Origin of the sequence: Enterococcus sp. GC34 (assembly GCF_040886645.1) — a bacterium.
GTDB lineage: Bacteria > Bacillota > Bacilli > Lactobacillales > Enterococcaceae > Enterococcus > Enterococcus faecalis.
Window position 1 is genome coordinate 209,028 of record NZ_JBFOEF010000001.1, and the last position, 13,033, is coordinate 222,060.

Below are 13,033 nucleotides of genomic sequence, written 5' to 3' on the forward strand. Positions count from 1 at the left end.
TTAGTGGTTATGCTAGACTTGGGGTGAAGGAAGAGGAAACAGTCTTAAGGTGGTGAATCAATGAAATACAACTATTCTAGAGGGGAAAACAAGGTCGCTATTATTTATGGAGAAACATTTGCTTCCGTCCTAAAAAAACGACCAGTAACGACGGAGTCAATCGTTGTTTTGGCGAATCAGCGTTACTATGATCTTTTTTCGGAGAAGATTAATTATGCCTTTGGGGAACAGTTGGGATTAAACTGGTATATTTGTCGCAATGATGTTCATTGCAATGACTTATCAGAATTAGAAAGTGTGTTACGTTTCTTAGCTGATTGGCCAGAAAATCAGGATGTTTTATTGATTGGTTTAGGTAATGAAGGGGTACTACAATTAACCGCATTTTTGCACCAAGTAAGTAAGTGTTCCTCCAAATGTTGGCTGATGCCTGTGTCTGTTCAAGCGTTACGGCAAGGACTTTTACCAAGTGTCACAATTCAGCAAGCACAGCATGCAACTATGCATATAGAAAATCATTCAGAAGAAATTTTGTTTGATAGTACCTTGACCAATAAAAAAGGTGCCGCTCCTTTAATTGATTTGCTCGTTTTTATTCGAGCGGGTCTTGTCTGTGATTATACTTATTTACAAATGCTATACCAAACGTATCCAGATAAAAAACGGTTGAATCAAACGTCATTTAATGGTATTTTAGACGAGTTGTTATCTTTTTATGAACAAGCAGGGGAAAAAGTGGATCAATTTGGCCGAGTTTTTGAAGCGGCCTTTGCTACAACCGAAAACGGCCATTTGTTATCAGGTCCCATGAAACGATTATTGGGATTATTGTTACAAGTTTTATGGAGCCAGCAAGTCAATCACTTTGACTTTCAATTTAAGAATTTTATCGTTTGGTTTATTCGCTTAGGTTTTCCGGTGGCGTTTCCAAAAGAAATTTTAAGTGCTGATTACGCAGAACAAGTCTTGGCTCACACAGAAACACTAGGTCCTCCTATGGTGTTGGAAAAAATCGGTCAACTAGGAGCAGCTTTAAAGCCAACGCCCGATCAACTGTTAACAACGATTGAAAGATACCAAGAAATTTTAAAAGAGATTTGAGGGGAAATTATGTCATATAGTGAAAAAATGGTTCAAGCATTACAAGCTGAAAATTTAGCAGAAGCACAGTTAATGTTTGAAGAAGCATTAAAGAAAGATGATGAAAATACCTTAGCTGATTTAGGGGAAACGTTATTATCTTTAGGTTTTCTAGAAGAAGCCAAACAAATTTTCCAACAATTGTTGGAACAATTTCCCGATGCAGATGGCTTAAACATTCCATTAGCAGAAATCGCCATTGAAAATAATGAAATAGATGACGCATTCATCTATTTAGAAAAAATTCCAGAAACTAGTGACAGTTATGTCCAAAGTCTCTTAGTTACTGCGGATTTGTACCAAGTTTTAGGGATTCCAGAAGTCAGTGAAGCGAAATTAAAAGAAGCAGCCAATCTTATGCCAGAAGAGCCGTTAATTCAATTTGCTTTGGGAGAACTATATTTTACAAATGGTCAATTTGTCGAGGCTATTACTCGTTATCAAAGCATTGTAGAAAGTGGGACAGCGCAAATCTCTGCTATTTCCTTGAATGAACGCTTAGGAAGTAGTTACAGCATGTTAGGTGATTTTGAAGAAGCAGTTCCTTATTTGGAAGCCGCGGTCAAAGAAGAACAAACAGACGATCGTTTATTCCAGTTAGCTTTCACTTATTTACAGTTACATGAGAATCAAAAAGCCATTGCGTTGTTCCAGCAATTAAAAACACTAAACCCACATTTTCAATCACTTTATCTATATTTAGCGGAAGCGCTCCAAGAAGAAGAGCAATTAGAGGAAGCAAAAGCGGTGATCGAAGAAGGAATTGCGGAAAATCCCTTCCAAGTAGAGTTATACCAATTTGCCTCTGAAAATGCCTATCGCTTACACGACATTGCTGGTGCTGAAAATTGGTTGTTAAAAGCTTTGGAATTAGGTGAGAAAACAGATGAAAGTCGTTTGACCTTAAGTAATCTCTACATCACGGAAGAGCGTTTTGAGGAAGTAATTACTATCTTAAATGATTTAGAGGAAACGGATCATCCTTATGCTGAATGGAACTTAGCAAAAGCGTACAACGAATTAGAAGACTTTGCCGTCGCTAAAGTTCATTACGAACAAGCAGCGCAAGAATTGTCTCACGAACCAGAATTTCTAAAAGAATACGCATTGTTCTTACGAGAAGAAGGCGAACTTGAAAAAGCAAAACACTTGTTGCACCATTATTTGGAACATGAACCTGGTGATGTCGACATGCAATCTGTACTAGCAGATATGGAAGAAAGATAGGAAACGACGATGTTTGTTAGTTTATCAGAAAAGAAAAAATTTTTAACTTGGTTAGTGAATACCGTGCCTTTTGGAAGAAGAGAAGTACTGTGGATTTTAAATTACTTATTAACGCACGATGCGATTTTAAATAATGTTCATTTTGTTGAGAACGTAGAGAAGACTGATCGAGGGATCCGCGTGGTAGCAGATGGTTTAGGTAAGGAGCCGTTATTGCTTTTTATCCAAGCACAAGAATTTACAGATCCGGAACAAATTTTTCATGAGATTCGAATGAATTGGCGGAAAGCTCTTTATTTAGAATGTGTATTTCCAGAGGCATGGCAAACGAGCCAGTATTTATCTGTTTTAGAAGATAATCCGTTTGCGCCATGGAATGAACAAGTGGATGAGGAAGTTGCCAGAGCGATTGATCAATACTTTAAGCAAGAAGAACAAACGCAACGAATGGCATTACTTAAAGCTCAAATTGATGATGCTTTAGAAACAGGCAACAAAGAAGCGTTTTTAGAATTATCCGATGAATTAAATCGTTTGAAACAACAATAAATAAAACCCAGCATTTTCAATAAATGCTGGGTTTTATTTATTGTTTTAATTTAAAGCGCCGTTGTTTGCTGGGTTTTGCATAAGTAAAGCCTTCGCCAATTGCTTCATGTACGTTAATGATGGACACAAAGGCTTTTTCATCTATTTCATTAGCAATTCGTTTGACTTCCATTATTTCTCGAGGGCTGACTACCGTGTAGAGAACCCGTTTTTCCACTTGTGAATAAGCACCTTCACCATTTAAATATGTTACCCCACGTTCTAAAGAAGCCATTAAACTTTGACCGATTTCTTCGGAATGATTGGAAACAATTAAAATTCCTTTCGCAGCATAGGCTCCGTCGAGTACAGAATCGACAACACGACTGAAAACAAAGGACACAATTAAAGTATACATCATTCGTTTGACATCAATATAGGTCAACGAGAGGAGTAAGACTACAACATCAAAAAGTAACAACGAGCGGCCCATGCTAATCCCAAAGTATTTTTCGAAAATGCGGGCAATGACGTCGGTCCCACCAGTGGTTCCGCCTACGCGGTAAACAAGGCCACTCCCGAATCCTGCGGCTAAACCAGCTAAGAGAGCAGCAATCAATAAATCATGATCTAAATTAATTTCAACAGGAAATTTTTGCCAAAACCACAAAAATACCGATAACGACACGGTACCAATTAGCGTATAATAGAGGGAACGTTTGCCTAAAATTTTACCACCAATTAATAAGAGCGGAATATTGATTAATAATGTCGTATATGCTGGGTTAAAATGAAATAAGGCTCTTAAAATCAAAGTAATCCCTGTGACACCACCTTCGGCCAGGTCATTGGCAATATTGAAAGTAACCAAACCAAAGGCATAGATACAGCTTCCTAATACAATAAATAACACATCTTTAAAATAAAATCTTTGTTCTTCCATTTAATCACGTCCTTTTACAGTATAAACTGTATCATTCTCTATATAAAACAACAAGTAGAACCTTTCCAGATAGCCAAGTTTTTGATAAGATGTAGGAGGTAGAGTAAGAAAGGTTGGGGTAAAATGTCAGAATCAGAACAACGTAGTTTGCAATCGATGCAAACAGAAGTTGATGATTATATTCAACAGTTTAAAACAGGCTATTTTTCACCATTAGGACAAATGGCTCGTTTGACGGAAGAGGTCGGAGAATTAGCCCGTGAAGTCAATCATTATTATGGTGAAAAACAGAAAAAAGCAGACGAAAAACCAAAGACAGTATCAGAGGAACTTGGAGATGTCTTTTTTGTATTGATTAGCATGGCAAATTCTTTAGAGATTGATTTAACCGAAGTTTTTGAAGAAAATATGGCCAAATTTAACAAGCGGGATCGCTATCGCTTTGAAAGAAAGGATGGGAAAACACATGATTAAAATAATTGTCGCTGGGTTTAAAGGACGGATGGGCAGTACTGCTACACAAATGGTCTTAGAAACCGCAGACTTTGAATTAGTAGGTGTGTATGATCCTCATGAAGCACAAGAAACTGTTTCTTTCAATGATGAAACAGCAATTCCCGTTTTTCAGCGCTTAGAAGAAGTCCTAGCTGTCAAACCAGATGTTTGGATTGATTTTACGGTTCCTGAAGCTGCCTATCCAAATACGCGTTTTGCGTTGGAACACGGTATGGCGCCAGTTGTTGGGACGACAGGCTTTACTGAGGAACAAATCAACGAATTGACAAACCTATCTCGAGAAAAAGCCATCGGCGGCTTAATTGCGCCAAATTTTGCAATTGGGGCAGTTTTAATGATGCAATTTGCCCAAAAAGCGGCACAGTATTTTCCGGATGTGGAAATCATTGAATTACATCATGATAACAAATTAGATGCACCAAGTGGAACGGCTATAAAAACTGCAGAAATGATTCAAGAAGTTCGGCTAGCAAAAAAACAAGGGAATCCGCAAGAGGTAGAATCAATACCAGGGGCACGTGGGGCTGATTTCGAGGGTCTGCGAATCCATAGTGTACGCTTACCTGGTTTAGTGGCACACCAACAAGTCCAATTTGGCAGTGTAGGTGAAGGGCTCACTATTCGGCATGATTCTTATGATCGGCGTTCATTCATGACAGGAGTAGCGTTAGCTTGTCGGCAAGTGGTACAGAGAACAGAACTACTTTACGGATTGGAACAGATGCTATGAAATTGACAACTATTCCAAACGAATTTAAAGAAGCCGCTCCCGTTATTCGTGAAATCAATGCACAGGGCTTTGAAGCGTATTTTGTCGGGGGCAGTGTCCGTGATGCTTTATTAAATAAACCAATCCATGATGTCGATATTGCGACAAGTGCCTATCCAGAAGAAATTAAGCAAATTTTTAAACGAACCGTTGATGTGGGCATCGAACATGGCACAGTCCTTGTATTGATGGAAGACCAACAGTATGAAGTAACAACCTTTCGTACCGAGTCAACTTATCAAGACTTTCGCCGACCAGATGAAGTCACCTTTGTTCGCTCCTTGAAAGAAGATTTAAAACGGCGAGATTTTACGATTAATGCCTTGGCGCTTGACAGCACAGGCGAAATCATTGATTTATTTGATGGTATCGAAGATTTAACTAATCAAACCATTCGTGCAGTCGGCAATCCCCATGAGCGGTTTCATGAAGATGCTCTGCGGATGATGCGGGGCTTACGCTTTGCTAGCCAATTAGATTTTAAAATTGAAGAAAAAACCTTAGCCGCTATCGCTGAATTTCATCCTTTATTAGAAAAAATTTCAGTAGAACGCATTACGATTGAATTTGTAAAAATGCTTTTAGGGGTTAATCGACAAGGTGGCTTAGCTCCGTTTATTGAAACAGAATGCTATCAATATTGTCCCAAATTACGAGAACAAGGGGCTGGACTTTTTCGTTTAATGGACTTGCCTGCTCGTCAAATTGAAACAGAAGCAGAAGCGTGGACGTTACTTATCCAATCATTGAATTTACCAGAAGCAGAAATCCGCTCCTTCTTAAAGGCTTGGAAACTTTCAAATCAATTAATTCAAAACGTTTCACAATTAGTACGTGGTCTGCGTTTTCGTTTGAATAACGACTGGCAGCCAATGATGCTTTATGAATTAGGCGAAGAATCAGCCGTACTTGTTGAAAGGCTTTTATATTATTACCAACAAGAGAGTCAAGTACAAGTAACAAAAGAGTTAGTTAAGGCATTACCCATCCATCAAAGACATGAATTGGCCATTACAGGAAAAGACCTTTTAGCCGTCTTAGAAGAAACACCAGGCAAATGGTTAGGGGAACTGATTGCTGAAATCGAGCAACACGTTGTTGAAGGTAGCTTAGAGAATAAACAAGAAGTTCTGCTTTCTTTTGCCAAAAAACAACGTTCAAAAGGAGAGAAAGCATAATGCCAACAGAAATGTTTACAAAAGAATTTTTGGTGAAAGAATCACAAACGGCTAAAATGCTCGGTTCTGGTGACTTAGAAGTTTTAGGAACCCCTGCTTTAGCTGCCATGATTGAACAAACAGCCAAAGAAGCTGTGAAGGACCAATTATCAGTTGGGAAAACAACTGTCGGAACGGTGTTAGAATTGCGCCACTTATATCCATCCGCGGTAGGGGCGACAATCGTTGTTACGATGACCAGCATTGAACAGACTGCACACAAAATACGCTATGAATTTGTTGCTTATGAAGGAGAACGACAAATTGCCAAAGGTTCTCACCAACGTGCAGTAGTTGAGATTGATTCTTTTTTAAAAAGAATAACAAAAGATTAAGAATCTACAGCGAAAGTTTGTGACCGTTTATCAAAAGTATGGTAAACTAATAATGTAAGAAATTATTTTTAAGTAAGGAGATTTGTGCTATGGCTAGAGAAATGACAGGACTTAAATTTTATTTCAGAAATGGTGAAACTTGGACGATTGATCGTCGTTTTATTGGTGATTTATGGATTAAACATATTACAACAAGTTTTGGCCGTATCCATGGTAGTGAATTTGTTGAAATTCATCCATGTGAAGGGTTCAAAATTGAAATTTTCCAAGAAGGAGATCATGTTCAAACCCACGATATTAACTTAGGTGGCTTAGAATTAGGGATGTTCTCTCGTGCTTTAAAATATGAAGATATCGAACGTATGGAAATTCTTTACAAAAATGGCACACCAGATTTAGTTTATTTCCCTTACAAAGATAAAACAGATGAGGGCTTGGATAACATCTATCAATCTACAAAAGTCAGCGAAAAAACTAAAAACTTATACATTGTTATCGACCCAACACAAACAGTTGATGATGTATACGCTGAAGAATTAAAATAATTTTTGCCCCACAGGAATCAGTGAAATGACTGGTTCCTGTGGCTTTTTTAGTCTTTTGGCGAATAAAATAACATTGTTTTTAATAGAATAGTCAAAAAAATAAGCGAATAAGTGTTGACACATGTTTTTTCTAGCGGTATACTGTTAACAATTCTTAATTAAATCAGTTTTGGAGTGATTCTTATGACAACAACGAAGAAAAACCATACACAACTGAATAACTTTTACTTTAGCTATTTTAGATAGGTTTGTATTCATAACATTATGGGTACAGACAACAAACGTTTGTATCTATAATGGCTAGGGAAATTTAAGATGACTTTCAGCCATGTAGATTTAAGAAAATCTATAGTGGCTTTTATATTGCTTTTTTGTAGGGTATTCACTGTAGATTTTTCTTAAAATTTACTGTGAATATCCTTTTTGTTTGGCCAAAAATTAGGATTTCAGAAACTTACTAAAAAAATTTCGTAAAGGAGCACACAGGATGAAAGAAATAACTGGATCTACTCGTTTAGCTGGGCTATTCGCGAAACCCAGCCAACACAGTATTTCACCGTTGATTCATAATACAGCATTTCAAAATTTAGGAGTTGATGCTCGGTATCTGGCGTTTGACGTTGGACAAGAGACATTGCCACAAGCAATTGAAGCGATTCGAACGTTTCACATGTTAGGGGCCAACTTATCAATGCCCAATAAAGTGGCGGCTGTAAGTTATATGGATGAACTAAGTCCTACCGCTCAACTGGTTGGCGCAATTAATACGATTGTCAACAAAGATGGAAAACTTTACGGAGACAGCACGGATGGTACTGGTTTTATGTGGAGTTTGAAAGAGAAAAAGGTTGACGTTTTTCAGAATAAAATGACCATCTTAGGAACAGGTGGTGCAGCCTTATCAATCATTGCCCAAGCTGCTTTAGATGGCGTGAAAGAAATCGCCGTTTACAACAGGAAAAGCGCGGGGTTTAACGACAGTCAAAAAAAACTGGCAAATTTCACTGAACGAACCAACTGTGTAATTCATTTAAACGATTTAGCAGATACTGAAAAACTAGCAAAAGATGTTGCTGAAAGCGTCTTGTTAGTTAATGCAACGAGTGTGGGTATGCATCCACATGCACATAGTAGTCCTATAGAAAATTATGCAATGATTCAACCGAAGTTATTCGTGTATGATGCTATTTATAATCCCAGAGAAACACAGTTATTAAAAGAAGCCCGTTTACGTGGCGCAGAAACAAGCAACGGCTTGGACATGCTACTTTATCAAGGAGCTGCTGCTTTTGAACAATGGACAGGACAAAAAATGCCTGTATCAGTCGTAAAACGTAAAATTGAAAATAGATAAAAAGAGCGCCGTTTAAAGGCATGAGGAGAGAATATAATGATCGTAATTATGAAAGAAAATGCAACCGAAAAGCAAATGAAACAAGTCATTGATTTAGTAACAGGTGCAGGCTTAACTACTCAAACAAGTCAAGATAATGGAAAAACAGTGATAGGCTTGATTGGTGATACAGAAAAATTAGTTGAAGCAGAGTTAACAGCATTAGAAGGCGTGGAGAAAAGTGTCCGCATTTCGTTGTCTTACAAACTAACGAGTCGTTTATTTCATCCAGAGAATACAGTGGTTGATGTGAACGGTGTTAAAATCGGTGACGGCAGTATGACCATGATGGCGGGCCCTTGTTCAATCGAAAGCTTAGATCAGATTCGTGAATGTGCGCGAATTGCTAAAGCTGGCGGTGCAACAATTTTACGAGGTGGTGCATTCAAACCTAGAACGTCGCCATACGCTTTCCAAGGGCTAGAAGAAGAAGGACTGAAATACATTCGCCAAGCGGCTGATGAATTAGATATGCAAGTCATTACAGAAGTGATGGATGAAGCGAATTTAGAACTTGTCGCAAAATACAGTGACATTTTACAAATCGGTGCGCGCAACATGCAAAATTTCAAGTTATTACAAGCGGTTGGTAAAACTGGAAAACCTATTGGCTTAAAACGCGGGATTGCCGGTACGATTGATGAATGGCTAAACGCAGCTGAATACATTGCTGCGCAAGGAAATTTCAATGTGATCTTCATTGAACGTGGGATTCGTACGTACGAAACCGCTACGCGCAATACACTTGATTTAAGTGCGGTGCCTTTAATTAAAAAATTAAGTCATTTTCCAATTATTGTTGATCCGAGTCATGGTGTTGGTATCTGGGATTTAGTACCGCCAATGGCCCGAGCAGGTGTTGCTTCAGGTGCGGACGGCTTGATTGTAGAAATTCACCCAGATCCAGCGAATGCGTGGTCAGATGGGCCACAATCCTTGAATGAAAAAACTTACCTACGTATGATGAAAGAAGTTCATATCATCGAAAAAGCAATGAAAGAAATTAATGCTTTAGAAGATTAGTAAAGACAGAGGAGTAGAGGACATGAAATTAACCGTAACGTTACCTACACATTCATATGATTTAACCATCGAAACAGGTGCCTTAGATAAAATTGGCACCTGGGTACGTAGCCTGTGGCAGCCACAACGGGTAGCGATTATTACCGATGAAACGGTGAATAAATTATATGGCGCAGCTGTTGAGAAAGAATTGCAAGCTGCTGGTTTTGAAACATCATTGATTGCTGTAGCGGCAGGTGAACAAAGTAAGAGCCTCGAAACAGCTCAACTGCTTTATGATTTTTTAGCGGAACAGCAATTGACTCGAAGTGATGGTCTAATTGCTTTAGGTGGAGGCGTTGTGGGAGATCTAGCTGGATTTGTCGCTTCAACCTATATGCGCGGCATTCACTTTTTGCAAGTACCAACAACCTTACTGGCACAAGTAGATAGTAGCATTGGAGGTAAAACAGCGGTTAATACTAAAAAAGCCAAAAATCTTGTCGGTACTTTTGCCCAACCAGATGGGGTTTTAATTGATCCTAATACACTTAAAACATTAGAACCTAGACGTGTGCGTGAAGGAATTGCAGAAATTGTAAAATCAGCAGCTATCGCTGATGTTGAATTGTGGCATCGTTTATTCTCTTTGGAAAATGAACAAGATTTAGTGGCACATGCAGAAGAAATTATCACGGCCTGTTGCAAGATTAAACGTGATGTCGTCGAAGAAGATGAACTAGATTTGGGCTTACGTTTGATTCTGAATTTTGGGCATACGATCGGCCACGCATTAGAAAATACAGCTGGTTACGGGGTGATTGCTCACGGTGAAGGCGTTTCTTTAGGAATGATTCAAATAACTCAAGTCGCAGAACAACAAGGGCTTTCTCCACTTGGGACTACCCAAGAGTTGGTCACCATGCTAGAAAAGTTCCATTTACCAGTAACCACAGATCGTTGGTCAGAAGAACGTCTCTATCAAGCAATTACACATGATAAAAAAACACGTGGGGGACAGATTAAAATCATTGTCTTAGAAAAAATTGGTCAAGCGAAAATTGTCTCTTTACCAACGGAAGAAATTCGAGCATTTTTGAACAGAGAAGGAGGAATTTAAGATGCGCTTTATTACAGCAGGCGAATCACATGGACCTGAATTAACTGCTATTATTGAAGGCTTACCAGCCGGTCTGCCTTTAAGTAGCGAAGAGATTAACCGAGAATTAGCAAGACGTCAAGGCGGTTACGGTCGTGGGGGACGGATGAAAATTGAAAAAGACCAAGTACGTATTACTTCGGGCATTCGGCATGGTAAAACACTTGGCTCACCAGTAACGTTGATTGTCGAAAACAAAGACTGGAAAAATTGGACCTCCGTGATGTCAGTAGAGCCAGTTCCTGAAAAACAAAAGAAAATCCGCCGCGTCAGCAAACCACGTCCAGGACATGCTGATTTAGTCGGTGGCATAAAGTATCAACATGATGATTTACGGAATGTTTTAGAACGGTCTTCGGCACGAGAAACAACGATGCGTGTGGCGATTGGTGCGGTTGCTAAAAAACTCTTAGCTGAACTGGATATCCAAGTCGCTGGGCATGTCGCGGTATTAGGCGGGATTGAAGCTACGATTCCTGAAAATTTAACGATCCGTGAAATTCAAGAACGGTCTGAACAATCTGCCGTTCGCGTATTAGATCCTTCCGTAGAAGAAAAAATGAAAGAACTAATTGACCAAACCAAGAAAAATGGCGATACAATTGGTGGGGTAGTAGAAGTACTTGTGGGTGGCGTTCCAGCTGGCTTAGGTAGCTATGTTCAATGGGATCGTAAACTAGATGCCAAAATTGCGCAAGCCGTTGTAAGCATCAATGCTTTTAAAGGTGCTGAGTTTGGCATTGGATTTGAAATGGCGCAACGCCCTGGTAGTCAAGTGATGGACGAGATTGTTTGGGACGAAAGTACAGGTTATACCAGAACTTCCAACAATTTAGGCGGTTTTGAAGGAGGAATGACCAACGGAATGCCAATCATCGTTCGTGGTGTCATGAAACCTATTCCAACCCTTTATAAACCATTACAAAGCGTGAATATTGATACAAAAGAGCCTTATAAGGCTAGCGTTGAGCGCTCTGATAGCACGGCGGTACCGGCCGCTAGCGTTGTTTGTGAAGCCGTTGTTGCAACGGAAGTAGCGAAGGCAATGCTCGAAAAATTTGATAGTGACTCATTTGAACAAATGAAAGAAGCAGTGAAACGTTATCGTCTATATACTCAAAACTTTTAATGGAAGAAAGTCGCAAGTATATGGAGGGAAAAAATGAAGAAACGTATTTTAATCGTAGGATTAGGGCTAATCGGAAGTTCACTGGCTTTGTGTATCAAAAAAGGGCATCCCAACAGTGAGATTATCGGTTTCGATAATCAAGCGGAGTCAACTGAATTTGCTAAGAAAACGGGTCTAATTGATGAGATAGCTGAATCTTTAACAAGTGGGGCAAGACGAGCAGAGATTATTTTTCTTTGTTCCCCAGTTAAAGCAACTTTAGTACAACTAGAAGAATTAAACCAATTATCACTAGAAACTGCTCTGATCACAGATGTGGGTAGTACCAAGGTGGAAATTAATCAGTTAGCAACAAAGCTTAACATGAAAAATTTTATTGGTGGTCATCCAATGGCTGGTTCACATAAATCCGGCGTAACAGCCGCTGATGAACGTTTGTTTGAAAATGCCTACTATATTTTTACCGATGACCATGGCGAAAAAAACAAACAGATTCAGGAGTTACAAACGTTACTAAAAGGAACGCATGCGAAGTTTATTACGATGCCTGCACAGGAACATGATGAAATTACTGGTGCTCTAAGTCACTTGCCACATATTGTTGCCGCAGCTTTAGTGAACGAAAGTCAGCAACTGAATACCACTTACCCTAGAGCACAGCAGCTAGCGGCTGGAGGATTTAGAGATATTACTCGAATTGCTTCCTCTGATGCAACGATGTGGACGGATATTTTATTAAGCAATCGCTTAGTATTATTGGACTTACTAGAAAATTGGCAAAAAGAGATGACTACTGTTTGCCAATGGTTAACAGAAAAAAACGCCCCAGCTATTCGTAATTTTTTTGATAAGGCCAAAGAAACACGTGCTCAATTGCCTATTCACAAAGAAGGCGCAATCCCAGCTTTCTATGATCTGTTTGTTGATGTACCAGATCAACCAGGAATAATTGCTGAAATTACGCAAATTTTAGGCGAAGCGGACCTTTCTCTTACAAATATTAAAATTTTAGAAACGAGAGAAGAAATCTATGGGATTCTTCAATTGTCTTTTAAAAATCAATCAGACTGCCAAGCTGCAAAACAAATTTTATCTAAAAAAACGAACTATACGTGTTACGAAAAATAAGA

The 13,033-nt window shown here is 39.0% G+C and carries 14 protein-coding genes; 13 read left to right on the forward strand and 1 reads right to left on the reverse strand.

The genetic code is table 11. The features are described 5' to 3' along the window. Positions 1–60: 60 nt before the first annotated feature. Genes AB3I72_RS00965 through AB3I72_RS00975 form a run of 3 tightly spaced genes read left to right on the forward strand, consistent with a single transcriptional unit; the run spans position 61 to position 2,916 of the window. Positions 61–1,101, forward strand: a complete 1,041-nt coding sequence (locus AB3I72_RS00965) for a hypothetical protein (protein ID WP_002374878.1) — start codon at positions 61–63, stop codon at positions 1,099–1,101. Between the two features lie 9 nt (positions 1,102–1,110). Continuing rightward, positions 1,111–2,367, forward strand: coding sequence for a lipopolysaccharide assembly protein LapB (locus AB3I72_RS00970; protein ID WP_010816518.1), 1,257 nt, complete (start codon positions 1,111–1,113; stop codon positions 2,365–2,367). Positions 2,368–2,376: 9 nt separating this feature from the next. Continuing rightward, entirely contained in the window at positions 2,377–2,916 is a 540-nt protein-coding gene (locus AB3I72_RS00975) for a ReoY family proteolytic degradation factor (RefSeq protein WP_368023416.1), read from the forward strand. A gap of 37 nt (positions 2,917–2,953) precedes the next feature. Here AB3I72_RS00975 and AB3I72_RS00980 read toward each other — a convergent pair whose 3' ends face one another. Further along, positions 2,954–3,838, reverse strand: a complete 885-nt coding sequence (locus tag AB3I72_RS00980; RefSeq protein WP_368023417.1) for a YitT family protein — start codon at positions 3,836–3,838, stop codon at positions 2,954–2,956. 123 nt (positions 3,839–3,961) lie between these two features. Here AB3I72_RS00980 and AB3I72_RS00985 point away from each other — a divergent pair, with 123 nt between their 5' ends. From AB3I72_RS00985 to AB3I72_RS01030, 10 genes are all read left to right on the forward strand, one after another. Then, entirely contained in the window at positions 3,962–4,312 is a 351-nt protein-coding gene (locus AB3I72_RS00985; protein WP_002363944.1) for a nucleotide pyrophosphohydrolase, read from the forward strand. After that, on the forward strand, positions 4,305–5,084 hold the full coding sequence (dapB, locus tag AB3I72_RS00990) for a 4-hydroxy-tetrahydrodipicolinate reductase (RefSeq protein WP_173958463.1): 780 nt from the start codon (positions 4,305–4,307) through the stop codon (positions 5,082–5,084). Before AB3I72_RS00985 ends, dapB begins: the two co-directional genes overlap by 8 nt. Then, positions 5,081–6,301, forward strand: coding sequence for a CCA tRNA nucleotidyltransferase (locus AB3I72_RS00995; RefSeq protein WP_025189204.1), 1,221 nt, complete (start codon positions 5,081–5,083; stop codon positions 6,299–6,301). The genes dapB and AB3I72_RS00995 overlap by 4 nt, the downstream gene beginning before the upstream one ends. Then, on the forward strand, positions 6,301–6,675 hold the full coding sequence (locus tag AB3I72_RS01000) for a thioesterase family protein (protein ID WP_061101170.1): 375 nt from the start codon (positions 6,301–6,303) through the stop codon (positions 6,673–6,675). The genes AB3I72_RS00995 and AB3I72_RS01000 overlap by 1 nt, the downstream gene beginning before the upstream one ends. Positions 6,676–6,764: 89 nt before the next feature. Further along, a complete protein-coding gene (locus AB3I72_RS01005) occupies positions 6,765–7,220 on the forward strand; it encodes a hypothetical protein (RefSeq protein WP_002357586.1) in 456 nt (151 codons plus the stop codon). Between the two features lie 487 nt (positions 7,221–7,707). Then, positions 7,708–8,574: a shikimate dehydrogenase gene (gene aroE / locus AB3I72_RS01010; protein ID WP_002377421.1), complete on the forward strand. Its 867-nt coding sequence runs from the start codon at positions 7,708–7,710 to the stop codon at positions 8,572–8,574. Positions 8,575–8,610: 36 nt separating this feature from the next. Next, the gene (gene aroF / locus AB3I72_RS01015; protein WP_002363948.1) at positions 8,611–9,636 is read left to right on the forward strand and encodes a 3-deoxy-7-phosphoheptulonate synthase; all 1,026 of its coding nucleotides are present in this window, start codon (positions 8,611–8,613) and stop codon (positions 9,634–9,636) included. Positions 9,637–9,658: 22 nt separating this feature from the next. Next, positions 9,659–10,735 carry a 3-dehydroquinate synthase gene (aroB, locus tag AB3I72_RS01020; protein ID WP_061101169.1) on the forward strand — a complete coding sequence of 359 codons (1,077 nt, stop codon included), beginning with the start codon at positions 9,659–9,661 and terminating at the stop codon, positions 10,733–10,735. Between the two features lies 1 nt (position 10,736). Then, positions 10,737–11,903, forward strand: a complete 1,167-nt coding sequence (gene aroC / locus AB3I72_RS01025) for a chorismate synthase (RefSeq protein WP_061101168.1) — start codon at positions 10,737–10,739, stop codon at positions 11,901–11,903. A gap of 33 nt (positions 11,904–11,936) precedes the next feature. Continuing rightward, positions 11,937–13,031 carry a prephenate dehydrogenase gene (locus AB3I72_RS01030; protein WP_002374855.1) on the forward strand — a complete coding sequence of 365 codons (1,095 nt, stop codon included), beginning with the start codon at positions 11,937–11,939 and terminating at the stop codon, positions 13,029–13,031. The last annotated feature ends 2 nt before the right edge of the window (positions 13,032–13,033 follow it).